This window comes from Leucobacter sp. USHLN154 (genome assembly GCF_037145595.1).
Classification (GTDB): Bacteria; Actinomycetota; Actinomycetes; order Actinomycetales; family Microbacteriaceae; genus Leucobacter; species Leucobacter alluvii.
This window is the reverse complement of sequence record NZ_JBBCXF010000004.1, coordinates 110426-135511: the sequence shown is the minus strand read 5'-3', so window position 1 is coordinate 135511 and position 25086 is coordinate 110426. Positions and strand designations below refer to the sequence as shown.

At 66.6% G+C, this 25086-nt stretch carries 21 protein-coding genes and 1 tRNA gene; 13 read left to right on the top strand and 9 right to left on the bottom strand.

The window, feature by feature from the left end; all coding sequences use genetic code 11:
• Positions 1-51: 51 nt before the first annotated feature.
• Genes pknB through WFH23_RS08560 form a run of 7 tightly spaced genes read right to left on the bottom strand, consistent with a single transcriptional unit; the run spans position 52 to position 9254 of the window.
• Entirely contained in the window at positions 52-1767 is a 1716-nt protein-coding gene (gene pknB / locus WFH23_RS08590) for a Stk1 family PASTA domain-containing Ser/Thr kinase (RefSeq protein ID WP_090145756.1), read from the bottom strand.
• A 59-nt stretch (positions 1768-1826) separates the two neighbouring features.
• The gene (locus WFH23_RS08585; protein WP_336662226.1) at positions 1827-3626 is read right to left on the bottom strand and encodes a serine/threonine-protein kinase; all 1800 of its coding nucleotides are present in this window, start codon (positions 3624-3626) and stop codon (positions 1827-1829) included.
• Positions 3623-5110 (bottom strand): penicillin-binding transpeptidase domain-containing protein, encoded by a 1488-nt coding sequence (locus tag WFH23_RS08580; protein WP_336662225.1) that lies wholly within the window; start codon positions 5108-5110, stop codon positions 3623-3625. The genes WFH23_RS08585 and WFH23_RS08580 overlap by 4 nt, the downstream gene beginning before the upstream one ends.
• Entirely contained in the window at positions 5107-6507 is a 1401-nt protein-coding gene (locus WFH23_RS08575) for an FtsW/RodA/SpoVE family cell cycle protein (protein ID WP_211649635.1), read from the bottom strand. Before WFH23_RS08575 ends, WFH23_RS08580 begins: the two co-directional genes overlap by 4 nt.
• Positions 6500-7771 carry a PP2C family protein-serine/threonine phosphatase gene (locus tag WFH23_RS08570; RefSeq protein WP_336662224.1) on the bottom strand — a complete coding sequence of 424 codons (1272 nt, stop codon included), beginning with the start codon at positions 7769-7771 and terminating at the stop codon, positions 6500-6502. Before WFH23_RS08570 ends, WFH23_RS08575 begins: the two co-directional genes overlap by 8 nt.
• Positions 7772-7773: 2 nt before the next feature.
• A complete protein-coding gene (locus WFH23_RS08565; protein WP_336662223.1) occupies positions 7774-8340 on the bottom strand; it encodes an FHA domain-containing protein FhaB/FipA in 567 nt (188 codons plus the stop codon).
• Complete coding sequence (locus WFH23_RS08560) at positions 8337-9254, bottom strand: FhaA domain-containing protein (protein ID WP_336662222.1); 918 nt, start codon at positions 9252-9254, stop codon at positions 8337-8339. The genes WFH23_RS08565 and WFH23_RS08560 overlap by 4 nt, the downstream gene beginning before the upstream one ends.
• A gap of 133 nt (positions 9255-9387) precedes the next feature.
• On the opposite strand from WFH23_RS08560, the gene WFH23_RS08555 reads away from it, so the two are divergent.
• Positions 9388-9470, top strand: a tRNA-Leu gene (locus tag WFH23_RS08555).
• A 114-nt stretch (positions 9471-9584) separates the two neighbouring features.
• Here the strand turns inward: WFH23_RS08555 and WFH23_RS08550 are convergent.
• Positions 9585-10826 carry a cation:proton antiporter gene (locus WFH23_RS08550; protein WP_336662221.1) on the bottom strand — a complete coding sequence of 414 codons (1242 nt, stop codon included), beginning with the start codon at positions 10824-10826 and terminating at the stop codon, positions 9585-9587.
• A gap of 111 nt (positions 10827-10937) precedes the next feature.
• On the opposite strand from WFH23_RS08550, the gene WFH23_RS08545 reads away from it, so the two are divergent.
• Positions 10938-11693 (top strand): ZIP family zinc transporter, encoded by a 756-nt coding sequence (locus WFH23_RS08545; RefSeq protein ID WP_200331127.1) that lies wholly within the window; start codon positions 10938-10940, stop codon positions 11691-11693.
• Positions 11694-11730: 37 nt separating this feature from the next.
• On the opposite strand, the gene WFH23_RS08540 is transcribed toward WFH23_RS08545, so the two are convergent.
• On the bottom strand, positions 11731-13560 hold the full coding sequence (locus WFH23_RS08540; protein WP_336662220.1) for a helix-turn-helix domain-containing protein: 1830 nt from the start codon (positions 13558-13560) through the stop codon (positions 11731-11733).
• Positions 13561-13669: 109 nt separating this feature from the next.
• Here WFH23_RS08540 and WFH23_RS08535 point away from each other — a divergent pair, with 109 nt between their 5' ends.
• From WFH23_RS08535 to WFH23_RS08485, 11 genes are all read left to right on the top strand, one after another.
• Complete coding sequence (locus WFH23_RS08535; RefSeq protein WP_336662218.1) at positions 13670-14827, top strand: zinc-binding dehydrogenase; 1158 nt, start codon at positions 13670-13672, stop codon at positions 14825-14827.
• Positions 14814-16043: a thiolase family protein gene (locus WFH23_RS08530; protein WP_336662217.1), complete on the top strand. Its 1230-nt coding sequence runs from the start codon at positions 14814-14816 to the stop codon at positions 16041-16043. Before WFH23_RS08535 ends, WFH23_RS08530 begins: the two co-directional genes overlap by 14 nt.
• Complete coding sequence (locus tag WFH23_RS08525; protein ID WP_336662216.1) at positions 16040-16903, top strand: 3-hydroxyacyl-CoA dehydrogenase family protein; 864 nt, start codon at positions 16040-16042, stop codon at positions 16901-16903. The genes WFH23_RS08530 and WFH23_RS08525 overlap by 4 nt, the downstream gene beginning before the upstream one ends.
• Positions 16900-17664: an enoyl-CoA hydratase/isomerase family protein gene (locus tag WFH23_RS08520; protein WP_336662214.1), complete on the top strand. Its 765-nt coding sequence runs from the start codon at positions 16900-16902 to the stop codon at positions 17662-17664. The genes WFH23_RS08525 and WFH23_RS08520 overlap by 4 nt, the downstream gene beginning before the upstream one ends.
• Positions 17665-17694: 30 nt before the next feature.
• Positions 17695-17970, top strand: a complete 276-nt coding sequence (locus WFH23_RS08515; RefSeq protein WP_336662213.1) for a hypothetical protein — start codon at positions 17695-17697, stop codon at positions 17968-17970.
• Positions 17960-19474, top strand: a complete 1515-nt coding sequence (locus WFH23_RS08510) for a sodium:solute symporter family protein (RefSeq protein WP_090145729.1) — start codon at positions 17960-17962, stop codon at positions 19472-19474. Before WFH23_RS08515 ends, WFH23_RS08510 begins: the two co-directional genes overlap by 11 nt.
• 9 nt (positions 19475-19483) lie before the next feature.
• On the top strand, positions 19484-19885 hold the full coding sequence (locus WFH23_RS08505) for a thioesterase family protein (RefSeq protein ID WP_090145726.1): 402 nt from the start codon (positions 19484-19486) through the stop codon (positions 19883-19885).
• Positions 19878-20660, top strand: coding sequence for an enoyl-CoA hydratase/isomerase family protein (locus WFH23_RS08500; protein ID WP_336662212.1), 783 nt, complete (start codon positions 19878-19880; stop codon positions 20658-20660). The genes WFH23_RS08505 and WFH23_RS08500 overlap by 8 nt, the downstream gene beginning before the upstream one ends.
• A 2-nt stretch (positions 20661-20662) precedes the next feature.
• Positions 20663-22282, top strand: coding sequence for a class I adenylate-forming enzyme family protein (locus WFH23_RS08495; RefSeq protein ID WP_336662211.1), 1620 nt, complete (start codon positions 20663-20665; stop codon positions 22280-22282).
• A gap of 136 nt (positions 22283-22418) precedes the next feature.
• Entirely contained in the window at positions 22419-23429 is a 1011-nt protein-coding gene (gene glsA, locus WFH23_RS08490) for a glutaminase A (RefSeq protein ID WP_336662210.1), read from the top strand.
• The gene (locus WFH23_RS08485; RefSeq protein ID WP_336662209.1) at positions 23426-25057 is read left to right on the top strand and encodes an MFS transporter; all 1632 of its coding nucleotides are present in this window, start codon (positions 23426-23428) and stop codon (positions 25055-25057) included. Before glsA ends, WFH23_RS08485 begins: the two co-directional genes overlap by 4 nt.
• Positions 25058-25086 lie beyond the last annotated feature (29 nt).

Genomic DNA, 25086 nt, shown 5'->3' with positions numbered 1-25086 from the left:
CTGCGGGGACTGCGGGGACTGCGGCGGACGACCGCCACGTTCACCCGCAGGTCAGCCTGCGCAGTACTTCAGGGTGAGAGCGGAACGCTGCGCCTGGGACCCGACGATCGACTGCTCGATGATCGGATACCCCTCGACGGTGGGGCACGACGGGTCGGGCGTGTAGGTCACGTTCAGACCGAGGCTCTCCACCATCGACTTCGCGACCTGCATCGGCTGCGCCACGACCTCCGGCACCTGCACGTTGCCGCTCGACACCACCATCTCGACGCCGGAGCCCGACTCCAGCTCCGTACCCGGCTCGGGCGTCACGCTGAGTACGCGACCCGCAGCCTCGGTGGGGTCGTCTTGCTTCGACACGATGCCGACGGTGAGGCCGAGATCTTCCAGCTTCTGCCGATAGTCGTCTTCGGACATGCGGCCGACCGACGGAACCTTCGCGGTCTCCGGCCCGGTAGAGATGTAGATCGTGATGCTGTCGCCGGAGGTCAGCACTGAGCCGGCCTCCGGCTCGGTGGAGATGATGTGGTCGTTGGCGATCGTCTCGCTCGTCTGCTCCACGCTGATGGTCGTGAGCTCGAGATCGCGCAGTCGGTCGAGCGCTTCGCCGCGCGGCATGTCGATGAGATCGGGCACCTCGCGCGAGGAATCGGGGAGGAATTCCTGCGGCGCCAGGGTGACCAGCCAGAAGACGACGGCGACGATCACAGCGCCGATGGTGAGAATCGCGGCCCAGGTCCACATGACCGGCGGGCGGCTCTGCGTGCGTGTCGCGCCGCCCCCCTCTGAGAGCTGGCGGAGCGCGAGATCCGACTCGGATACCTCCTCGCCGCCGGAGAACAGCACCGTGTCCTGCTGCTGGACGGCGAGCTTCGGCATGCGCCCCTCAGCCGCTTCACGGAGAGCCTCTCGGAACTCGGAGGCCGACTGGAAGCGCTTGGCGCGATCCTTCGCGAGACCGTAGAGCACGACGCGGTCGAGTTCGGGCGTCACCTCTGGTTCGCGATCGCTCGGCGGCTTGGGGCGTTCGCTCACATGCTGGTACGCGACCGCGACTGCGGTGTCGCCGCGGAACGGCACGTCGCCCGTGAGCAGTTCGTAGAGCATGACCGCGGTCGAGTAGAGATCGGTGCGAGCATCGATCGATTCGCCCTTGGCCTGCTCGGGCGAGAAGTACGCTGCGGTGCCGAGAATCGCCGTCGTCTCCTGCAAGGTCGACGACGTGTCGGAGACGGCGCGGGCGATGCCGAAGTCCATCACCTTCACCTGACCACTCTTCGTGATCATGATGTTCGCGGGCTTGATATCGCGGTGCACGATGCCGGCGCGATGAGAATACTCGAGCGCCGTCAGCACCGAATCCACGACACGGCACGCCTCCGACTGCGACAGCCGGCCCTTGGCCTCGAGCTGACGGAGGTTGGTGCCCTCGACGTACTCCATGACGATGAACGGCAGGCGCTTCGGGCCATCGGCCGTCTGAATCAGGTCGTCACCGGCGTCGAAGACGCGGACCACCGTGGGGTGGGCCATGCGCGACGCGGACTGGGCCTCCTGACGGAAGCGCGAGCGGAACTGCGCGTCTCCCGCGAGGTCGGCCTTCATCACCTTGATGGCGACTTGACGGCCCAGCTTCGTGTCGGTGCCCCGATACACGGTCGCCATGCCACCCTGGCCGACGAACTCCCCGATCGCGTACCGGCCGGCGAGAATTCGCTGTTCGCCGACATCGGTCGTTTCGGGCATGTTCACCTCTTCCGTGGTCATGGATTATCGTCCTCAGTTTATCTCGATGCGAACCGGGATTTCGCCGTGTGGCCGAGCTGTTACCCTTCGTCGTCGCCGTTCGACCCCGAATTCGGGTTGCCGTTCGGGTTGCCCGAACCGTTCGACCCGGAGTTCGAGCCGGTGGTCGGGGCCTTCTCGGGTGCTTCGAGGGTGATCGCGAGGTCGGGTGATGCCGGCGAAACCCGCTCCGCGCCGTTGCCCTGGCACGAGACCGTGTAGTTCACCGTGATGGCGCCGTCACTCGCGCCTTCCTCGAGCTCATCAGCGACGAGATTCGCGGTCGTGCCGGAGAGGCTGGCGAGCGAGGCGCCGGTGGGAACGACGTTGTAGTTCGTGACCTGCATGCCGGTGGGGCAGACGTACGTCGGCAGCGAGACGGTGAATGACGCGCCTGACTTGACGGAGCTCGGGCCGGTCGGTGCGCCCGGGGCGGGTGCCTCACCGTAGGCGACGTTGTAGGTCAGGGTGATCGGCTCGTCGAGCGGCACGCTGCTGCCGGTCGGGTTGACCGAGGTCACCACGTTGACCTGATCATCGGGGGCCTGATTGCCGGGGGCGGTCGTCACGTTGGTGAAGCCGAGTCCCTGCAGGTACCCGACGGCCTCCTCGACGTTCCGCCCGACGACTTCGTCGCCGTTCACGACGCCCGTGGTGGGCTCCGGGGGAGTCGTGGTCTTCGTGGGAGTGGTGGTGCGCTTCGGCGTCGAGGTCGTCGGCTGCTGGTTGGCGTCGTCGTTGCCGTTCAACAGGGCGATCGCCGTGCCGCCGCCGATGAGCAGCAGCAGCACGAGCAGGGTGATCAGCGGCCAGGTCCAGGGGCTCCGCTTCTTCTTCTTCGGTTCTTCCTCGACCGGGGCCTCGTCGTCCGCGATATCGGCGCCCGCAACGGCGCCCGCCATGGCCGTGGTGCGCGGCAGCGCCGTGGTCGCAGCATCGTTCGAGGCGGTCTGCGGCAGCGCCATGGTCGCGGGCTGGCTGTCGCCGAGCACCTGCGGAACGTAGCTCGCGGCAAGCTGCACGTCGCCGCGGTGCAAAGCGGTTGCGGCCTGCGCCAGCTTCGCGGCGGTCATCGGCCGACCTGCCGCATCCTTCGCGAGGCAGGCGTACACGAGGTTGCGCACGGGCTCGGGAATGTCGTTCGGCAGGTCGGGCGGCGTGTCGTTGATCTGCGCCATCGCGATGGCCACCTGCGATTCCCCGGTGAAGGGGCGCTTGCCGGCGAGGCACTCGTAGGCGACGACGCCGAGCGAGTAGATGTCGGTCGCCGCGGTCGCCGTGTGCCCGCTGGCCTGCTCCGGCGCGAGGTACTGCACGGTGCCCATGACCTGACCGGTCGCGGTGAGCGGTACCTGGTCGGCGATGCGCGCGATCCCGAAATCGGTGATCTTCACGCGCCCCTCAGGCGTGATGAGCAGGTTGCCCGGCTTGATGTCGCGGTGCACCAGGCCGGCGTCGTGGGCTGCCTGCAACGACGTCGCGGTCTGCGCGACGATGCCGAGCACGCGGTTGGCGGGGAGGCGCCCCTCGCGATCGATGATCGCAGAGAGCGGCTCGCCCGGGACGAGCTCCATCACGATGTACGCGGAGCCCTGCTCCTCGCCGTAATCGAACACGTTGGCGATGCCTTCGTGGTTCACGAGAGCGGCGTGACGGGCCTCCGCGCGGAAGCGCTCGAGGAAGCCCGGATCCCCCATGTACTCGTCTTTGAGGATCTTGATGGCGACGGTGCGGCCGATAATGCTGTCGGTCGCCTTCCACACTTCACCCATGCCACCGACGGCGATCCTCGAGCTGAGCTCGTAGCGTCCGCCGAATGTGATCCCTGCCGCTGGCCTCATTCGCTCAACACCGCTTCCATTACTCGTTTTCCAACAGCCGTGGGGAGATCGAACGAGCCCCCCTCATTTCCGAAGTTCGCGCCGCCGCCGTCGGCGACCACAACGGCTACCGCGACCTCCGGGTCCTCTACCGGTGCGAAACCAGTGAACCACAGCGTGAAGGGAAGATCATTCCCATCTGCGTCCGTGCCGTTCTCCGCGGTACCGGTCTTGCCCGCGACGCGCACGCCGTCGATGCCCGCGTTCTGCGCGAGACCCTCCGGCGTGTTCACACCGCGCTCCATCATGCCCGCGACCGCATCCGCCGTCTTCTTCGAGACCGGCTGACTGAACTCCTCGGGCGCGTACTCCTTCTCGACCTTCAGATCGGGCGTGATCACCTTGTCGACGAGGTACGGCTTCATGACCGTTCCGCCGTTGGCGATGCCCGCCGAGACCATCGCGATCTGCAGCGGCGTCGCACGCACATCCTGCTGACCGATCGAGGAGAGGGCGACCTGCGCCTTGCTCTCCGGCACCGGCGACTGGCTCGGCGTCACCGGAGTCGGAATCGCGATCTCCTGCTCGAACCCGAACTTCGCTGCCATCTCCGGCACGGCGTTGTCATCCATCTTCGTCGTCATCTCGGCGATCGGGATGTTGCACGAGAGCACGATCGCCTGATCGAGCGTCGCCTTCTCACCGGGGCCGCAGGTGCTGCGGGAGGCGTTCTGCAGCACGGAGCTCGACTGGGGCAGCGTCCACTGCGCCGGGTTGTCGAACTCCGTCGACGGCGTCGCCTCTCCGGCTTCGATCGCGGCGGCGGCCGAGATCAGCTTGTACACCGAGCCGGGGTGGTAGAGGTCGCCGGCGATGGCGCGGTTCTGGAGCGGCTGCGCGGGGTCATCGTTGAGCTGGCGGTAGTTCGTGATGATGTCGGCGTCGTTGTTGCTCGACAGCGCGTTGGGATCGAACCCTGGCGTCGAGGTGAGCGCGAGAATCCTGCCGGTCTTCGGTTCGACGGCCACGACGGCGCCCTCGAACCCGTTCTCGGTCATCGCCGCATACGCCGCTTCCTGAGCCGCGGGGTCGATCGTGGTCTCCACCGAGCTGCCCTGCGGCTCGACGCCGTTCAGGGTGTTCATGATGCGCGTGAAGAACTGCGCGTTGCCGCTTCCCGAGAGGTCCTGGTTCATCGCGGACTCCAGGCCCGTCATGCCCTGGGTGCGCGAGAAGTAGCCGGTGAGGGGCGCATACATCGGCCCGTTCGCGTACTGGCGCACGTACTGGAAATCGTCGTCGGTCGGCGTCGAGTAGGCGACCGGATCGCCATCGACGAGGATCGCGCCGCGCTCCACCTTGTAGCTGTTCATGAGCGCGCGCGAGTTCAACGAGTTGGCGCGCAGGTCGTCGGCCTGCACGAACTGGATCATGGTGACCGAGAAGAAGAGCACGATGAACATGCCGAAGACGGCGCGGGTAATGATCTTGAGGGGCTTGTTCATGCGCGGATCACCAGCTTCGGTCGATTGCGTACCGAGTTCGAGAGCAGGATCAGCAGAGCGATGATGATCCAGTTGGAGACCAGCGACGAGCCGCCGGCCGCGAGGAACGGCGCCGTGAGACCCGTCAGCGGGATCACGCGTGTGACACCGCCGACGACGATGAAGACCTGGAACGCGATGGTGAACGCGAGCCCGGCGGCCAGCAGCTTGCCGAAGTCGTCGTGCCCGGCGAAGCCGATCCGGAGCCCGCGGCCGACCAGCAGCAGGTAGGCCGCGAGGATCACGAAGATTCCGATCAGACCCAGCTCTTCACCGAGGCTCGGGATGATGTAGTCGCTGAACGAGAGCGGCGTCACCCACGGGTAGCCCTGTCCCAGTCCGGTGCCGGTCATGCCGCCGTTCGCCATTCCGAAGAGCCCCTGCACCATCTGGTAGCTCGCACCGTTGGGGTCGGCGAACGGGTCGAGCCAGTTCGCGAAGCGGTTGCCGACGTAGCTCAGCGTCTGGCTCGCGATGAGCCCTCCGGCCAGGAAGAGGCCGAGCCCGAGAATGATCCAGCCGATCCTGCCCGTCGCCAGGTACAGCATCGAGAGGAACAGGCCGAAGTAGAGCAGCGAGGTGCCGAGGTCCCGCTGGAAGACCAGCACGGACATCGCGGCGAGCCAGAAGACGATGAGCGGCCCGAGGTCGCGGGCGCGCGGGAAGCGGATGCCGAGGATCTTCTTCCCGGCCATCGCGAGCGAGTCGCGGCTGCGCACGAGATAGCCCGCGAAGAAGATGGCGAGCAGGATCTTGGCGATCTCGCCCGGTTGGAAGGAGAACCCTCCGATGTTGATCCAGACCCGTGCGCCGTTGATGGTCTGCCCGATGCCCGGGAGCATCGGCAGGAGCAGGAGCACGACGGCCGCGAGGCCCGTGAGGTAGGTGTAGCGGAACAGCACCATGTGGTTGCGGATCACCCACAGCACGATGATCGCGGCGATGACCGCGATGGTCGACCACAGCAGCTGGCGCACGGGATCGGCCGCTTCCTCGTCGAACGAGATGCGGTAGATCATCGCGATGCCCACCATGTTCAGCATCGCCGCGATCGGCATGATGAGCGGGTCGGCATCAGGAGCGATGCGGCGGATCGTCAGGTGCAGGCCCACCAGTGCGACGGCGAAGGCGATGCCCATCGGCAACAGTCTCGTGGACGGCTCACCGCCCACGGTGAGGTCGATGATGACGATCGCGCCGACGCCGATGGCAATCGCGAAGAGGAGCAGCGAGAGCTCGAGCGCCTGCAGCTTGCGCGGCGCGCGCAACGCCGTGATGCGCTGCAGCACGGTCTCGCTGGTGCGGGTCTTCTCGAAGGTGCGGGCTTCCGCGCCGCCCGAGGACTGGGCGTCACTCATCCGCATCCCCCAATCGCAGCACGATATCGCGGGCTTCCTCCAGCGAACCCGCCGTGAGCGTGCGCTTCACCTGGCGCTGCTCGAGGCCGTCGAGGTCTTCGAGAGGTATCTCGGTGTCCTCGGCGACCGAGTAGAGCGAGAGCGCGCCGATGTTCTGCTGCACGCCCTGGTAGATGATCACCGTCTCGTCGTTCGTGCCGACGAAGTAGCGGGTCTGCGTCCACTGATACCCGACGAGCAGGGCGCCGCCGATCGCGACGAGCACGGCGACCGCGCCGAATGCCCAGAGCAGACGGCGACGCCGGTTGCGGCGCTTGGTCTCTGCGATGAGCTCGGCGAGATACTCGTCGACGCGCGACTCGAAGTGGCTCTCCTCGACGACCGGGGCCTTGCGAACCGCGCGCTTGCGGCTCAAGAGGCGATTGCGCGCCGTGGAGGTGGTCCCGTCCATCGCCGCTTCAGTGGTGGCTGCCGAACCTGCGAAGCGCCGGCCCTCATGCTTCAGCTCGAGCGTGTCACCGGGATCGACCGCGGGAGCGGCGACGGTCTCGACGAGAACCACGGTGACGTTGTCGGGGGCGCCGTGCGAGAGGCTCTTGTCGATGAGGGCGTCGACGCCGCCCTGCAGAGTCGAGCGACGCCGCAGGATCTTCTCGATGTCGACGTCGTCGACGTACCCGCACAGGCCGTCGGAGCACAGCAGCCAGACATCGCCCGGCTGCGTGTCGACCACCTGCGTGTCGACCTGCGGCGACGAATCCACGTCGCCGAGCACGCGCATCAGCACCGAGCGGCGAGGATGGATCTTCGCCTCCTCCTCGGTGATCTTGCCGCTGTCGACGAGGCGCTGCACGAAGGTGTGATCCTTCGTGATCTGCTGGAGCGCGTCGTCGCGCAGCAGGTACAGGCGGGAATCGCCGATGTGGCCGATGGCCAGCTGATCCTCGACGGGAATGAACCCCGTGAAGGTCGTTCCCATACCCGCCAGCTCGGGGCGGTCGCGCACGGTGGAGCGGAGCTTCGTGTTCGTGTCGAGGATCGCCGTGCGCAGCACATTGGTCATCGCCTCCGGGCTGCCCATCGGCGGCACATCGAGCTCTGCCATAGCTTTCGCTGCGATCGCGGAGGCGACGTCACCGCCCGCGTGACCGCCCATGCCGTCGGCGACGAGGTAGATGTAGTCTCCGGCGAAGGCGGAATCCTGGTTGTTCGACCGCACCATGCCCACATGGGAGCCGATGGCGCTCGTGTACGCGACCGTCACGCTCAGGGCCTCAGCTCGAACGTGGTCGTGCCGATGGTGACGGGCGTGAACGGGGGAACCGGCACGGACTTCGTGACGCGGGCTCCATCGAGGCGAGTGCCGTTCGTGGAGTCGAGATCGGTGAGGATCCACTCACCGCCCGTGCGTGCGAGGCGCGCGTGATAGGTGGACGTGTACTCGTCGACGATGACGAGGGTCGAATCGCTGCTGCGCCCGATGGTGACCAGGTCGTCGTCGAGCACGATGGAGGTTCCGGAGGCGACGCCCGACGTGATGACGAGATGCTGCGGAGCTCCCGCGCCCCCGGCGGAGGGCAGAGCACCGCCGCTCGGCGTGATCGCGGGCGGGGCCGCTGCCGCCTGAGGGGCGGCCGGCGCGGGGGAGTGCGTCGGGGAGGAGACCGGCGTCATCGCCTGCACCGAGGGGCCGGATGCCGACCCGTCTCCCTTCATGCGTCGCACCGGGGCGCCGAACAAGTCGCTGCGCAGGGCGTAGACGATCGCGAATATGAAGATCCACAGCACCAGCAGGAAGCCGATGCGGAGGATCAGGAGGGTGAGTTCGCTCACAGGCCTCTCCAGAAGTCTTCATCGATGCCCGGGGCCGCGTCTTGCGCGGGCTTCGGGCTCGAAGTGCGTGGGGCGCTGCGGTCGGCGCCTCGGTCGGGTGAGTCTGAAATTCGAGGGGCCGCGCCCGCGCTCGGCGGCGCACTGGGGAAGTCGGCGGCGGGAACCGGGCGGGGCTGAGGCGGCTCCTGCCGAGCGGCCGGATTCACCCGCGTCGGGGCGGCGGGCGCCGGACGCTGCGGTGTCTGAGCTTCGCGGCCGGGAACCAGCTGGAACTGGAGACCCGTCTGACCGATGGTGATGACGGTGCCGGGGGAGAGCGCCGCCTCACGGAAACGCTGCCCGTTGATCTTCGACCCGTTCGTCGATCCGAGGTCGCGTGCGATGCCCGCCGCTCCGTCCCAGATCAGCTCCAGGTGCTTGCGCGACGCGGCGTTGTCTGAGATGCGGATGCCGCAGTCGCTGCCCCGCCCGACCGTCGTGGTGCCGCGGCTCAGCTCATGGCGGGTGCCGTCGACGTCGATGGCGGCGACCCAGTCGACCGCGCCCTCGACGCGCGACGCATCGACCTCGAGCACGCCGACCGTGATCGAACTGTCGCTGCGGATCTCGACATCTGGCTCGCCGAGCAGCTGATAGCTCTGCCGCTTCGCATGCTTCGTGATGACCCCGCGCAATTCCTGCCCGAGCGTGCTGCCCAGCTGGTACAGCCGGTCGGCGTCTTTCTCGGAGACGCGCACGACGAAGCGGTTGGGGGCGAGCACGCGGTCGCGGTCGACGACGACCGCGCCGATGTCGAGCTCGCGCTTCAGAGCCGACGCGATCTCGACCGGCTGCACTCCTGAGCGGAACGTGCGCGCGAACGCGCCGTTGACGGCTCGCTCGAGCCCGCGCTCGACGCTATCCAGAATGCCCACGTGCCGTCTCGTCCCTTCGTCTGCCCGGGCGACGCCCGCGGCGGTTTGGTTTAGTTTAGCCCGCTTTGGTGAGACGGGCTTCGGCTGCTAAGCTAGGGGAGTTGTCTGAGTGGAAGCGCTCAGGAAACGTCTCGCGCGAGTGGCGGAATGGCAGACGCGCTGGCTTCAGGTGCCAGTGCCCGCAAGGGCGTGGGGGTTCAAGTCCCCCCTCGCGCACGAGAAGGTCTTTCAGTACAGGGAAGGCTTCAGATTATTTTCTGATGAGCAGGGCCCGGAATCGGTAACGGTTTCGGGCCCTGCTGCGTTTCTGGCAGTCGGAGGCAATCGACGTCAGTTCTTGTCGGCCGTGGTCGCCGGGGCGGCGGAGGCGTCGTGCGTGAGCGCGACGATCATGCGGGGAGCGGTGACGCCGTGGAAGACGACACTGCCCAGTACGACGACGATGGTCAGGTAGAGCGCCAGATTTGCGTAGTCTTCTCGCAGCGCATTGAATGCGAGGAGCCCGAATACGACCGAAGCCGTACCGCGAGGCCCGGCAAGGCCGATGGCCGTGCGCTCCCTCCACCGGAGTGCGCTTCCCCAGAGCGCTGCATGCACCGGGACCACTCTCAAGACGGTCAGTGCCAGAACGCCCAGTGCGATGAGCACCCAGTTCACACCCGTCTCCGCAGCAAGGATGATCACGGCGCCGAACACGAACCACACGCCGAGCGATGAGAGAAAGCCGAGGTCGTCGACAGCAGACATCTCGGCGTGGTCGAGGCTCGAATCGGATCGGCGGTGCTCGAGGCGGCCCGACCGGAACGCGATGCCGGCGACGAACGCCGCCACGAAGCCGTTTCCGTTGAACTGGATCGCGAGCACGTACACCAGAAGCGGGATCATCACGATCCCGATGCGCAGGGACTGCGCGGTGAGCCAGTTCTTCCGGTGGGCCACCTGCATCATGACGCCGGTCGCACCCCCCACGATCGCACCGACGAGCACCGCGATGAGCGAGGCCCAGAGAGCGCTCTCGAGAGCCGGACCGATTCCTTGGGCTTCCTGACCTTCTGCGACTGCCAAAGCGAAGATGAAGAGCGGGGAAACGAGGCCGTCGTTGTACCCGCTCTCGACATTGAGGCTGTGCCGCACTCGAGACGGGATGCGCGTGTCGCGAAGCATCCCGGCTGAGGCCGCGAAATCTGTGGGCGTGATGATGCAGGCGAGAACGAGGATCACCGCCCAGGGAGTTCCCGGGAGGAGCAGCATGCAGGCGAGCGACGTGAGGATGAGGGCGCCTGGGAGTCCGATGGAGAGGAGACGGGCGACGATGCGGCCCTCTCCGCCGAGGAAGCCACGTCGTACCTCGGTCGCATCGACGAATAGGAGAACGGCGAGGACGATCTCGACGACCTTCTCCGCCACATCCGTGTCGAGATGCTCGCCGAGATCCTCTCCGAACAGCAGGCCGGAAAGCGCGCCGAGGACGATCACCGCAAGCGGGCCGGCGATGCGAAACCTCTCGAGTACGCGACTGAACAGCGACCACACGACGATGACGGCCAGCCCGCTCACGATCAATGCATGCACGCCCTGCATGCTACTTGCACGAAGCCAGCGGGAGGCGAACCCACGGATCAGGCGGACGCCGAGTAGCGTGGCTGGGAGACCGAACATTCCGAAGCGACGGGGGTGGCGATGATTCCGATGTGGTTGCAGGCCCTCTGGTGGGGGTTCGTGGGCGGCGCTGCGCTGATCCTCGGAGCGTTCGTCGCCTGGCGGTGGCGCATACCGCCGAAGGTCGTGTCGACGATCATGGCGTTCGGCGCCGGCGTGCTGATCTCGGCCCTGGCGTTCGAACTGGTCGACGAGGCTGCCGACGGGGGAGGCCTCGTGCCCACCGTCTCGGGGTTTCTCGTCGGTGCGGTGATCTTCGTCGCGTCGAACGCGCTGCTCGCGCGCCGCGGGGCGCGGCACCGGAAGCGGTCGAACGGGCTTCAGTCGAGCGAGACGCAGCAGCCGGGGAGCGGCACCGCGATCGCAGTGGGGGCGCTGCTCGACGGCATCCCCGAATCCCTCGTACTCGGCCTCGGCCTCGTCGCATCGGGCGCGGTCAGCCCGGCGATGCTCGTCGCCGTCTTCATCTCGAATGTTCCCGAGGGGCTCTCGAGCAGTGCCGGCATGAAGCGGGCCGGCCGCAGCGCAGCATACGTGTTCGGCGTGTGGACCACGATCGCGGTGCTGTCGGGCGTCGCCGCGGCGGCCGGGTTCCTGCTGCTCGACGGTGCACCCGCCGCCCTGATCGCGTTCATCACGGCGCTCGCCGCCGGCGCGATCCTGGCGATGCTCTCCGACACGATGATCCCTGAAGCGTTCGAGGACGACCACATGCTGACCGGCCTCACCACCGCCCTGGGGTTCGCCGTGGCGTTCAGCGTGCACTCGCTCGGAGGCTGAAGCGAGCGCTCGGAGAGGCGGCAAGGGCATCTCTGCTTCACCTCGTGCGAGATGCCTTATCCGTCTCGTGCCTCCGCACCCTCCAGAGGCGCAGTGCGGTGTGCAGGTCCGTGCGCCGTCGCCCCGAAGCCCAGTCGGGATGGATCAGTTCAGCGATGCGCCGCACGCGTTGCCGCACCGTGTTGGCGTGCACGTGCATCGCACGCGCTGTGGTCTCGGCGTTTCCGTCATTCTCGAGGTACACCCACGCCGTGTCGAGCAGCACCGACCCGTGGGCGCGGTCGTATGACAGCAGCGGCGCGACCGCGTGATGCACGAGATCTGACGCGGTCGACGCCGGCAGGTGGGCCAAGAGCAGGCCGGTGAGGCCGAGGTCCCAGCGCGGATCTGCCACACCGGTGAGATCGAGCGCCTGCATGGCTCGAACGCTCCTCCGTGTATGCAGCAGCGCTTCCTCGGCCTGGGACGCGGTGAGCACGGTTTCTACCTCGGCAATGCTCGACCGCAGTCCCGAACCGGCAAATCCGCGTTCGATCTCCTCTCCGGTGAGGTTCTCGCCGATCGCGACGAGCAGCCCACCGGACTCACCGGCGATTCCCCCGCGCGGTGCGGCCAATTCCCTGAGCTCGGCGCGCCCTGCGCCGAGGTCGTCGCATCCGATCGAGATGATTCTGACCTTCGATCCTTCTCGCAACCAGTAGCGCTGCAGCTGCCGGGAGATCTGCTTCCAGTCCCGGCTCGCCCCTTGTTCGAGTCGGGTGATCAGACTCTGCTGCTCTTCCGCCGATGCTGCGATGCCGCGTTCTTCGGAGAGGATGATGGCCGTCAGCACGGGCCCGCTGCGCTCGAGGAGTACGCGCTGGTCGTGATCCAACCGTCCTCGCGCTTCGAACGCTCCGAGTGTGCGTTCTCCGGCGACGGCGGCGCACACCACGGATGCCTCAGTTTCGATCGTTCGGTGATTGTCGGAGGGAAGGGCGGACCGGTGCGCACCATCGACGCGGAGATGCTTGACTTCGCTGCGTTGCAAGTACCGCACGTCGACACCGATCTCCGCAGAAATGACCTGTGCGAGCTCCGCCGGTGATCCCTCGTGACGGAGGACTTCGAAGAGCGTTTGATCGAACGTTTCGATCCTGGCGAGAAAGCGGTGGCGCGCTTCAGCTTCGGCCCGTGCCTCATCGCGTTCCGACAGACTCGCCCTCAGATCATTGATCAGACCGGTGCGCTGCAGGGCGACTGCGGCGAGTCCGGCGATCTGACTGAGGAGATCTACCTCTTGCGGGGTGTAGCGGCGTTGGCGCCGCTCTGCAACGAGCAGGGCACCCGAACGCTCGCCCTTGACGCGCATGGTGACCGCGAGGATCGAGACGACGCCTTCGAGACGCACGGCCTCGTCGACCTTGGGGATGTGCGGAAAGCTGCTGTCGTCGAGATATTCGGTGGTCTGGGCGATGGTGGATCCGCCAGCGGCTTGGCCGAGGATGCCCGTACCGAGCGGCATGCGGAGTCCGCGGTACTCCGGTGTGAGCACGCCATCCGTCGTGCGAATGTAGGTCTCCTGCGCGCTCTGATCGTTCAAGCTGATGTAGGCCATATCGCTGCCGAGCAGATGTTTACTGCGGTGGCACACGAGTTCGAGTGTCTCATCGACGTCAACGGCGGCGTTGATGTTCGTCGCGACCTCGGCGATGATCTGCGCCGTCTCGCGTTGCTGGCGAACCTGCAGCACCTCCGCTCTGAGCTGCTGCACATCGGCCCGACTGAGGCCGTCGCGCCCGAAACTCGCCGCGAGCCCCTGGATCGTCGGGTCGTCGTCCGGTGCCGACTGGAGCAGATCGAGAAGGTGCGCGTCGGATCCGGTCATGTGTCGGATCTTATATTGATTCGGCCAAGATGTGTCGGTTGGCATATAGGGCAGGGGCTCGCCATCTGGTTGGCTAGCTGGAGTTCACCGTCGATCCCGAAAGGCAACCATGAGCGCGAGCGAGACTCCGAGGCGACGCACCCGGGGCGCCGTGCTCCGCAGACTCGATGCCAGTTCCCCCTTCGCCGGATCGACTCCCCTCACCATCGAGGAGCTGGCACTCGCTGCTCCCGTGGGTCGTGAGGTGCTCGTGAGGATCGAGGCTGCGAGCGTGTGCCATTCCGACCTCTCTGTGGTCGAAGGCCTTCGCCCGCGCCCCACGCCGATGCTGCTCGGACATGAGTCGGCGGGAATCGTCGAGGAGGTCGGTCCAGACGTTGTCGACGTTGCGGTCGGAGAACGGGTCGTGATGACATTCTTGCCGCGGTGCGGCGATTGCGCCGAGTGCGCTACCGACGGACGCCTTCCCTGCTCCGTCGGAACGCGCTCGAACGAACGGGGCGAACTCATCGGCGGTGGCTTCCGTATCGGATCACTGCCGCGCACCGGGGAACAGGTGCGGCACCATCTCGGTGTCTCGGGCTTTGCCACACGAGCGGTAGTCGACGAACGCTCGGTCGTCGCGATCGAACACGATGTTCCAGCGGATGTGGCGGCCGTGCTCGGGTGCGCCGTGCTCACGGGCGGCGGGGCAGTCATGAACGTGACCGACCCGGGCGAAGGGGCGTCGGTCGTCGTGGTGGGCCTCGGCGGGGTCGGCATGGCTGCCGTTCTGATGGCCGTCGCACTCAACTATCGAGTGACAGGCATCGACGGAGTGCAGGCGAAACGTGATCTCGCCGTTCAACTGGGGGCGGAGCAGGCCTGCGATCCCGAGACCTCTCGCGATGTCGTCGAACGGGCTGACCTGGTCATCGATGCGACCGGCAACGCTCGCGGCTTCGAGACCGCGGTTTCGTTGACCGCACCTGGTGGGACAACAGTCACCGTGGGCCTGCCTCCCGCTGAGGCGATGAGCTCGATCAGCCCGCTCGGACTCGTCGCGGAGGCGCGCACGATCGTCGGCAGTTACCTGGGCTCGGCGGTGCCGAAACGGGACATTCCAAAATTCATCTCCCTCTGGCGGGAGGGCAAGTTGCCGATCGAGCGATTGATCAGCTCGGAGATCCGCCTCGACCAGATCAACGAGGCGATGGACGCACTGGCGGCGGGCGAGCAGATGCGACAGATCGTCAGGTTTGAGGAGGCGTCTCATGACGAGCAGTGAGCGAATGGTTCGAGCGCGGGCCGCCATCGTCGCGGGATCGCGGACGCCGATCGGACGTCGCGGTGGAGCGTTCGCGACGCTTCGGGCGCGCGACCTCGGGGCGGCCGTCATCGCCGAGACGCTCGCTCGTTCGACGGTCGAACCTGAAGCCGTTGACGATGTCGTGCTCGGATCAACATTGGCGCCGGAGGGCAACCCGGCACGCGTCGCGGCGCTCCAAGCGGGAGTGCCGATCCGTGTTCCGGCCCGCAGTATCGATCGGCAGTGCGGCTCGGGTATCGATTCCGTCTGGATGGCCGCACAGGCGATCACCTCGGGGGCGATGGACATCGTGCTCGCGGGCGGCATGGAGTCGATGACGCACGAGCCGTTCCAACTCGAACGCTCGGCGCGAGCCTTCGCTCCCACACCGCCGCAATTCCTCGCGCGTGAGCTCTCGCCGGCAGCGCTCGGCAATCCCGGCATGGGAACGACCGCCGAGAATCTTGCGGAGTCGTACGCGATCTCGCGCAGCGAGCAGGATCGCTACGCCTGCACGAGTCAGCGACGAATGGCCGACGCGACGGCTGCCGGTGTGCTCGACGAGGCGATCGTGCCCGTCACAGTCGGAAGCACGCGCATCGAACGCGACGAGCACCCCAGACCCGATACGACCGAGGAGAAGCTCGGTGCACTGCGGCCGGCGTTCTTGCCCGGGGGAACCGTTACCGCGGGCAACGCCTCCGGCATCAACGACGGCGCGAGCTGCGTCATGGTGATGTCAGAGGACGAGGTGCGCCGGAGAGACCTCGCACCGCTCGCCTGGGTGGTCGACGGCGCGGTCGTTGGAGTGGACCCCAATGTCATGGGCATCGGACCAGCGCCGGCCATCGGCACACTGCTCGATCGCACCGGCTGGCGGCTTGACGAGGTCGATGTCATCGAGATCAATGAGGCTTTCGCGGTGCAGGTGCTCGCGTGCGCGGCCGACCTCGGAATCGACTCGGATCGCGTGAACGCCTGGGGAGGGGCGATCGCGCATGGGCACCCGATCGCGGCAACGGGCACGGTCCTCATCATGAAGGCCATCGACCAACTCGCGCGCGCGGGCGGAGGGCGGACGATCGTCTCCGCCTGCATCGGCGGGGGCCAGGGCATCGCCCTCGCCATCGAACGAGACCGATCGGCCCCCGGCGTCGCCGGGTGGCGGACACACGAGCACCGGAGGAACACATGAGCGAGATCTCTCGCGTCACCGTCATCGGCGCGGGCGTCATGGGCAGCCAGATCGCCATGCTCGCCGCTCAGGCGGGTTGTACGACGACGCTGGTCGATATCGATGAGAATCGAGTGGATGCCGCCGTGGAGACACTGCGTCGTACGATGGCGCGATCCGTCGAACGCGGGCGGGCGACCGCTGAGGAGGTGGGCGCCGCATTCGAGCTGCTCTCCACCAGCACAGACCTCTCCGAGGCCGCGAGCGACGCCGATATCGTCATCGAGGCGATCATCGAAGACCTCGGGGCCAAGCGTGCGCTCTTCGCCCAGCTCGATGAAATCGCTCGAGTCGATGCGATCCTCGCGACGAACAGCTCGAGCATCGTCTCGAGCCGCCTGGCCTCCGTACGCAATCCGGCCCGGGTGTGCAACATGCACTTCTTCAACCCGGCGCTCGTGATGCAGCTCGTCGAGGTCGTCGGGGGCGACCACGCCTCTGAGGAGACGGTGGCGCGCGTCGTGGGGCTGGCGAAATGCATGGGCAAGACTGCGGTCGTCGTGAGGCGGGAGATCTTCGGCTTCATCGCGAACCGCATCGTCGGCGCGGTGTTCGATGAGGCCATCTCGCTGCTCGAAGCCGGCGTGGCCACCCCTGAGGAGATCGACACTGCCGTCACACTCGGGCTCGGGCACCCGATCGGACCCTTCGCGTTGCTCGATCTCACCGGCATCGATGTGAACGTCGGCATCAAACGGCTCGAAGCGCAGGAAACGGGCGTTACCTCCCGAGGCCCGTCTCGCACCCTGCTCGAGCTGGTAGAGGTCGGCCATCTCGGCAAGAAGAGCGGTCGCGGATTCTACGAATACGGTGCACGATGAGCGACGACGTAGCCTCCGAGATCCTGGGTCGCGTCGGAATGATCACGATCACCAGGCCAGACTCGCTCAACGCTGTGACATTCGCCGTCGTCGAGCGCGTCGCGCGCCAGTTCGAGACGTGGTGCTCCGAGGGAAGCGTCGACGGCGTGGTCGTGAGCGGAACGGGAGACCGCGCTTTCGCGGCGGGCGCAGACATTGCCGAACTCCAGGGCAAGAGCGTTGCAGACATGATCGACACGGGCATGCAGCACTGGCTCACGCGCATTCGGGAGTCCCCGCTGCCGAGCGTCGCCGCGGTCAGCGGGTTCGCGTTCGGCGGCGGTTGCGAGCTCGCTCTCGCCTGCGACATCCGGCTTGCGACGCCGACGTCGAAGTTCGGGCTTCCCGAACTCGGGCTCGGCATCATCCCAGGCGCCGGGGGCACGCAGCTCCTCTCCCGCTATGCGGGGATCTCTGTCGCGAGCTATCACATTCTGACCGGACGCCCGATGAGCGCCGAACGAGCGCATCAGATCGGCCTGGTGAGTGAGATCCATGAAGCGGCAGCGATCCGCGAGGCTGCTATCGCCCTGGTCGAGGCGATGGCGGCCAAGGGGCCGCTCGCGCTGCGCCTCGCCAAGCGCGCCATCCGCGCGTCCGCAGATACCAGCCTCGCCGCCGGCCTCGAGGTCGAACTCCTGGCTCAAGCGGCGCTCTTCGGCACGGACGAACGCGCCGAAGGCCTTGCCGCGTTCGTCGAGAAGCGAACCCCCCACTTCTAACACGCGCACAACGAAAAGAAAGGAAGAGCTGTGGCTCAATCACAACCCCGGACAGAGAGGTCCGGTGGGTTCTTCGCAGTATCGAAGTTCCGACTCGTCTCCACCGCAGTCGTGGTGGTGATGTCGATCGTCGCCCTGACACCGTGGTCATACGCGACCCGGATCGGCACCCTGCCCGTCATCAACATCATGCTCATGGCCATCATGTTCGTCGGATTCGTCGTACTGGTGATCGACCTCGTCGTCACCCGCGAGGGCGGAGCCGCCGAACGCGCGCAAGAGGCGGGGGCGGACCATGGAGAATAGCGTCGTTCCACTCATCATCCTCGGCTTGTACATGGTGTTCGTCGTCGCCGTCGGCGTCTATGCCCGGCTCAAATCAAAGCGAAGCAGCGCCAAGGACTACCTCACCGGAAGCGGCGACGTGAATGTCTGGGTCAACGGCTTCGCGATCTTCGCGGCCTTCGCGACCGGCGGCACCATGCTCGGCAACATCGGACTCTCCTACGCCGGGGGATGGGGCTACATCACGGCCTACAACGGCGGCGTTGCACTCGGGTACCTGATCACGACCTTCTTCCTCGCGAAGACGCTCCGCAACATGAGCGTGGCGACGGTGCCCGAGTTCATTCGCAAGCGCTTCCACAACAAGCTCCTCAACTTCATCGTGCCGCTGATTCTGATCGGTACCCTGATCGCCTACCTCGTCGCCCAGATGAAGGTCGGCGGCCTGCTCGGCGAGCAGCTCTTCGGTTTCTCCTACGGCTGGTCTGTCATCGGCGTCGGCGTGGTCTACATCTTCTACACGTTCTACGGCGGAATGCGAGCAGTGACGCTCACGGACTTCGTCCAGGGGCTGCTCATGATCTCGGTCGTCGTGCTGTGCGGCGGCTTCGCGTTGGGGTCCAACAGCGGCGCCGCTACTCTGTACGACCTCGCCATCACGTTGCGCCCGCAGTGGCAGGGCACAGAGGCCTTCCCTCTCGCCTCATACATCGGGGCGTTCGTGATCTGGGCCACCGTCAATGCCGTGCTGCCGCACACGGTGATGCGCATCTTCGCCGCGAAGAACGAGCGTCAGGGTCGAGCTTCGCTCGCGATCGGCCTCGGTCTCTACGTCCTGACTGCCGTGGTGACCACGGTATTCATCGTTGCCGCCGTGGTCGTGCTGCAGGGCGGCGAGGATCTGGAGTCACCCGACAGCACCTTCCTGATCTTCCTCGCACAGCAGACCCCCACCTGGTTGGCGGGACTGGCGTTCGCCGGGATCTTCGCCGCCGTGATGTCCTCGGTGAGCGCGATGCTGCTGGCACTCGGTGGAGCCTTCGCCTACGATCTCGTGGCGGAGTTCAGGCCGAACATGAGCGACAAGTCCAAGCGTCGTCTGACCAGCTGGAGCGTACTCGGATTCGGGGTACTGACACTCGTGCTCTCGCTGAATCCGCCGGAGCTGCTGACGCTCCTCTACAGCGCGGCCGTCGGCCTGCTCGCGTCAGGTCTTTTCTTCCCGACACTGCTCGGGGTGTGGTGGAAGCGCATGAACAGCATCGGCGCGCTCTCGGGAGTGCTCGTCGGTGCCGTCTCGTATCTGGCACTGCTGTGGGGAACGGCGATGCCAGCGCTGTCGCAGGTGACGGTCTCGCTGCCGTTGTCGCTGGGGGCATGCATCATCGGGTCGTTGCTCACGAAACCACCGCGGCCAGAAGAGCTCGCGCGCATCACCATCGCGCACGAACGCGAATACACCGAGCGGGATGACGCAGCCGTCGGTGCACCCAACCAAGCGCCCGTAACCGTCGAGAAGGACTAGGCAACCCACGTGTACTCCACCATCATCACACCCAGAATCAGCGAGACCGACGCCGTCGGGCACATCAACAACACCGTGCCGCCGGTGTGGTTCGAAGCGGGCCGGGCGCAGCTCTTCGCCGAGTTCCGCCCTGACGGCTCTCTCGAGGGGTGGCCGTTGGTCGTCAAGTCATACACGGTGACGTTCGATCGCGAGATCATGTTCGGCGCCGACGTGGTGGTGGAGTGCCGTGTGGCCCGCATTGGAAACACTTCGCTCGCGCTGCGCGAGGAGATCGTGCAGCGCGGGGCCGTGTGCGCGACGGGTGAGGCCGTCTACGTTCACCTCGGCGAGGATCGGCGGCCCGCTCCGATTCCGGCCGGGGTTCGACGGCGACTCGAAGCGCAGATGGCGGCGGTGTCCCATGACTGAGCGTGTGGCGGTGCGCGTTGCGGATGGCGTCTGCACCATCAGCTTGAACCGGCCGGAGGCGCTCAACGCGCTGGAGAACAGCATGATCGCCGCGGTGAACGCGGCGCTCGATGCGGCTGAGGTCGACGATCAAGTTCGGGCGATCCTCATTCGCGGCGAGGGGCGCGCCTTCTGCGCGGGAGACGATCTCATCGACATGGGCACGCCAGAGCATCCCGAGCCTGAAGATCTCAGCGAGCGCTACGCCAATGGGTATCCGAGCATCGTGCTGCGAATGCTCGCGATCGAGAAACCGATCGTGGTCGCAGTGCGCAAGTACGGGCTCGGGGCCGGATTCGAGATCGCGCTCGCCGCGGACCTCATCGTCGCGGAACCCACGGCGAAGTTCGGCCTCCCTTTCGTGCTGCGTGGGATCGCCGCGGGAACGAGCCTGCTGCCGAAGCGCGCTCCCGCGCACCTCGCACGGCGATTGCTGTTCCTGGGCGACATGATCACGGCGACAGAGGCGCATCACGTCGGCATCGTTGCGACCCTGAGCGCCGACGGCGTCGACATCGATGATCTCGCCCGCGACACAGCCGTGCGATTGGCGTCGTCGGCGACGCGGGCCATCGGCCTCATGAAGCGCGCGCTCGGCGGTTCGGAGGCACTCAGTGTCGTCGAGTCCTTCGGCGCGCAGGTCAAGACGACGGTCAGCAGTGTGCAGACCGCAGATTTCGCCGAGGGGAAGCTCGCGTTCACGCAGAAGCGCCCCGCGGAGTACCAGGGGAACTAGAGATGAATTCAGTACCGATCCGCACGACTCAGGTGCGCGACCTGCCGCTTCATGCCTACGTCGAGGCGCACGCGCGAGCGCACCCCACGCGCCCGGCGATCCATTTCGCGGGAACGACGCTCACGTATGGGGAGGTGCAGCGTCAGGTCGAGCAACTCTCGACTTTTCTCGCGCATCGAGGAGTCGCGCACGGCGACACCGTCGCCGTATTCATGCAGAACTCCCCGCAGTTCATCATCGCGAGCCTCGCGATACAGCGTCTGGGGGCTGCACTCGGCCCGTGCAACCCGATGTTCAAGGAGTGGGAGCTGGAGTACCAGCTCACCGATCTCGAGGCGCGGGTACTGCTGACGTTCGACGACCTCGTCCCCGTCTTTCGGGCGACGAGCGGCACACTCATCGAGACGGTGGTGCTGTCGCGGTGGGATGACGTGATCGATGCCTCCGGCGACGCCGTGATTCGGGATGAGGGGCCCCCGGTACGCGACGCCGGGTCCCATGAGACCGTGCGATTTGCGGAGGTCGTGGCGGGCGTCGAGCCGGTGGTGCCGGGTGCCGAGATCGACATGGAACGCGATGTCGCATTGATCATCTACACGTCGGGCACGACGGGGAAGCCCAAGGGCGCGATGCTGTCGTACCGCAACGCGGAGTTCAAGACGGCCGTGACCGTGCAAACCTACGGCTTCACTCACGAAGACGTGTTCTCCGCGGCGATGCCGATCTTCCACATCGCCGGCATGACCGTCGGAGTCAACTGCCCGCTCATGGTGGGCGGTTCCATCGTCTTGCAGGCCCGGTTCGAGGCGGGCACCATGCTGCGTGACCTCGAGCAGCACCGGGTGACGGTCACCTACATGACGCCGCCCATGGTGACCGCGATGCTCGATTCGAATCGGATGCCGCACTGCGATCTGTCGGCTGTGCGCCTCTCGTTGGGAACGAGTTTCGGGGCGCAGATCACGGAGGAACTCTCGGACCGGTGGGAGCGTCACAGCGGTGTGCCGATGTTCGAGTGGGCGTACGGAATGAGCGAAACACACACGGGGAACACGCAGATGCCGCCCCAGGCGATTCGATACGGGTGCCACGGGAAGCCGGTGCTCGACACGGAGATCCGGATCGCGGACCCCGAGGATCCCACGCGTTCGATGCCGCAAGGTCAGCCGGGCGAGATTCTCATCAAGTCGCCGAGTGTCTTCCTCGGATACCGCAACCGCCCCGACGCCACGGCAGCAGCGATGTTCGACGGGTGGTACCGCACCGGAGACGTGGGGCGGATGGACAGAGACGGCTACCTGCTGTTCGAGAGCCGCAATCAAGACATGATCAAGTGCAACGGATACTCGGTGTATCCCGAGGAGGTCGAAGGCATGCTCGTGCGGCACGAGGCGGTGCGGGAGGCCGCGGTGGTCGGGTATCCGGATGCGCGACGGGGTGAAAGCGTGCGGGCGTACGTAGTGCTCGAGCCGGGGGCTGCGCTCTCGGAAACGGACCTGATCGCGTGGACGCGTGAGCGCATGTCTGCGTACAAGTATCCGCGTCAGATTCGGTTCGCCGAGCGGCTGCCCACGACGACGACCGGCAAATTGCAGCGCGTGAGGCTTCGCGACCTCGACTGAGCGTGGCCCCGTGGTGTCACCAGGGCTGAAGCGAGCGCTTCGTCGCGCGACCTCGCGGAACAACTTCGTGCTTGCGGTGAGCAGTGCGACGGGAGTTTACTGGGCGCAGGGGGGACTCGACCCAGGGGAGGCCTCGATGTTCGAAGCCGATATGGAAGGGGTGCGTCAGCGCGCGTTCACGGGCTCGCTTCCGGGCCAGGGGCGCGTCGATGAGCTGCTGCACGAGGCGCACGCACGGTATGCGGCGCTCCAGGACGGGGCCGTCGCGGACTACGTTCCGGTGCTCGCGAGAGTCGATCCCGATCGCTTCGGGCTCTCCCTCGTCGGGGTGGACGGCGCGACGTACGAGGCGGGCGCCGCTGACGACGCCTTCACCATCCAGTCGATCTCGAAGGCGTTCGTCTTCGCGCTGGTCTGCGAGGAGATCGGTCACCGGGCGGTGCACGAGCGCGTCGGCGTGAACAACACCGGCCTCCCGTTCAACTCGGTGATGGCGCTCGAACTGAACCTGGGCAGCCCGATGAACCCAATGGTCAACGCCGGAGCGATCGCGACGACGGCGATGATGCCGGCAGCGTCGCACGATGCGCGGTGGGAGGCGATCCGAAACGGGCTCTCGCGCTTCGCCGGTCGGGAGCTCGCCGTCGACACCGAGGTCTACGAGTCGGAGATGCGGACGAATACGCGGAACCGGGCGATCGCGCGGCTCCTCGAAGGGTACGGGCGGCTCGAGCGGGACCCCGCCGCCATCGTCGACATGTACACGCGCCAGTGCGCGCTGGTGGTGACCGCTCATGACCTCGCGGTGATGGGCGCCACCCTCGCCGACGGCGGAGTGAACCCGATCACGGGCGTGCGCGTGGTGGCGGAGGAAGTCGCGCGGGATACCCTCACCGTGCTCGCCTCGTGCGGCATGTACGAGCGATCTGGCGAGTGGCTCTTCGAGATCGGCCTCCCGGCGAAATCGGGGGTCTCCGGCGGCATCGTCGCGATCTCGCCGGGAAAGGGCGCGCTCGGCTCGTTCTCGCCGCCGCTCGACCCGGCGGGCAACAGCGTGCGGGGGCAGCGGGCGTGCGCGTTCCTCTCTCGCGCGCTCGGCCTCAACCTTTTCGCGAGCGGGGTGTCACGAATGGAGACCGCAGGATGAGCAATTCGCAGCAGCTGAAGAACGGCGCGGCGGTCGACGAGCGCCGCTCGTGGACGCCGATGATCGGTCTCTTCCTCGCCCAGGTGCTGATGTCGTTCAACGTCGCAGCGCTTCCGATCTCGCTCGGCGGGTTCGTCGAGGATTTCGGCGTGCCGCCGACGACGGCGAGCACCACGATCGTCGTCTACGGGCTGGCGGTCGCCGCCCTGGTGATGACGGGGGCGAAGCTGGGCCAACGCGTCGGATGGGTGCTCATCTTCCGCATCGTCGTGGTGGCGTTCGCCGGTTCGTCGCTGCTCATGATCTTCGCGCCGACCATCGGGTGGGCGATCGCGGGGCAGGTGCTCGCCGGCGCTTCCGCCGCGATCATCGTGCCGTCGCTCGTGGCGCTCATCGCCGAGAACTATCGCGGCGATCAGCAGGCGACGGCGGTGGGTTCGCTGGGCTCCGCTCGCGCCTTCTCGGGCGTGAGCGCCTTCTTGATCGGCGGTACGCTCGGAACGCTGGTCGGATGGCGCCCGGTGTTCCTGATCACGCTGGCTCTGGCCGTCGCCGTGTTCGCCCTGAGCTTCGGTCTGCGCTCCGATCGGGGCAATCGCGCCGTGCGCATCGACCTCATCGCCTCGGTGCTGATCGGTGCGGCGATCGTGATGCTGACGCTCGGCTTCAACAACCTCAACGGGTGGGGGGTGCTGGCGGCGCGCGACACGGCGCCGTTCTCGATTCTCGGGCTCTCTCCGGCGCCCGTGCTCGTCGTGCTGGGCGTGATCTTCGGGCAGCTGTTCTTCATGTGGACGAGGCGTCGCACCCGCAGGGGGAGGACGCCGCTCGTCGACCTCAGCGTGCTCGACCGGCCCGAGGAGCGCGCGGCGATCTACGCGATGTTCATCATCGTGCTCATGGAGGCGGCGGTGAACTTCACGCTGCCGACCTATATCCAGGTGGTGCAGGGGCGAACGCCGTTCGACACCTCGCTCGCGATGATGCCCTTCAACTTGACGGTGTTCATCACGGCGACCCTCATCGTGCGCTTCTACACCCGGTTCACGCCGCGCACGATCGCGTTGTTCTCCTTTGCGCTGACCACCGTCGCCCTCGTGTGGCTCGCCTTCGTCGTCACGAACAACTGGGAGACGATTCCGACGATTCTCGGCCTCATCGTCTTCGGGATCGGCCAGGGCGCGCTCGTCACGCTCGTGTTCAACGTGCTCGTCACGTCGGTGCCGAAGGAGCTGGCCGGAGATGTCGGCTCGGTCCGCGGCACGACGCAGAATCTGGCATCGGCGGTGGGCACGGCGGTGATGGGCGCGGTGCTGGTGACACTGCTCACGACGGGGGTGACGCAGGCGGTCGAGGATCACCCGGAGCTTCCCGCTGAGCTCGTCGAGCAGGTGGATCTCGACTCGGTCAACTTCGTCGGGAACGACGAGTTGCGCGACGTGCTGGCTTCGACGACGGCGACGCCCGCGCAGATCGACGCTGCGGTCGCGTTGAACGAGGATCAGCGTCTGCGCACGCTGAAGCTCGGCTTCCTCATTCTCGCGGGGATCAGTGCGGTCGCTGCGCTCCCGGCGTCGCGTCTGCCGAACTACAAGCCCGACGAGATTCCGGATCCCGAGACCGAGTAGCGCTGCACGTCGATCGGCGTGCGGCTCGG

What these genes read in the sequence shown, in the direction of transcription:
- pknB (WP_090145756.1), bottom strand. Translation starts at nt 1,767, where the DNA reads ATGACCACGGAAGAGGTGAACATGCCCGAAACGACCGATGTCGGCGAA.
- WFH23_RS08585 (WP_336662226.1), bottom strand. Translation starts at nt 3,626, where the DNA reads ATGAGGCCAGCGGCAGGGATCACATTCGGCGGACGCTACGAGCTCAGC.
- WFH23_RS08580 (WP_336662225.1), bottom strand. Translation starts at nt 5,110, where the DNA reads ATGAACAAGCCCCTCAAGATCATTACCCGCGCCGTCTTCGGCATGTTC.
- WFH23_RS08575 (WP_211649635.1), bottom strand. Translation starts at nt 6,507, where the DNA reads ATGAGTGACGCCCAGTCCTCGGGCGGCGCGGAAGCCCGCACCTTCGAG.
- WFH23_RS08540 (WP_336662220.1), bottom strand. Translation starts at nt 13,560, where the DNA reads ATGACCGGATCCGACGCGCACCTTCTCGATCTGCTCCAGTCGGCACCG.
- WFH23_RS08535 (WP_336662218.1), top strand. Translation starts at nt 13,670, where the DNA reads ATGAGCGCGAGCGAGACTCCGAGGCGACGCACCCGGGGCGCCGTGCTC.
- WFH23_RS08530 (WP_336662217.1), top strand. Translation starts at nt 14,814, where the DNA reads ATGACGAGCAGTGAGCGAATGGTTCGAGCGCGGGCCGCCATCGTCGCG.
- WFH23_RS08525 (WP_336662216.1), top strand. Translation starts at nt 16,040, where the DNA reads ATGAGCGAGATCTCTCGCGTCACCGTCATCGGCGCGGGCGTCATGGGC.
- WFH23_RS08520 (WP_336662214.1), top strand. Translation starts at nt 16,900, where the DNA reads ATGAGCGACGACGTAGCCTCCGAGATCCTGGGTCGCGTCGGAATGATC.
- WFH23_RS08510 (WP_090145729.1), top strand. Translation starts at nt 17,960, where the DNA reads ATGGAGAATAGCGTCGTTCCACTCATCATCCTCGGCTTGTACATGGTG.
- WFH23_RS08500 (WP_336662212.1), top strand. Translation starts at nt 19,878, where the DNA reads ATGACTGAGCGTGTGGCGGTGCGCGTTGCGGATGGCGTCTGCACCATC.
- WFH23_RS08495 (WP_336662211.1), top strand. Translation starts at nt 20,663, where the DNA reads ATGAATTCAGTACCGATCCGCACGACTCAGGTGCGCGACCTGCCGCTT.
- glsA (WP_336662210.1), top strand. Translation starts at nt 22,419, where the DNA reads ATGTTCGAAGCCGATATGGAAGGGGTGCGTCAGCGCGCGTTCACGGGC.
- WFH23_RS08485 (WP_336662209.1), top strand. Translation starts at nt 23,426, where the DNA reads ATGAGCAATTCGCAGCAGCTGAAGAACGGCGCGGCGGTCGACGAGCGC.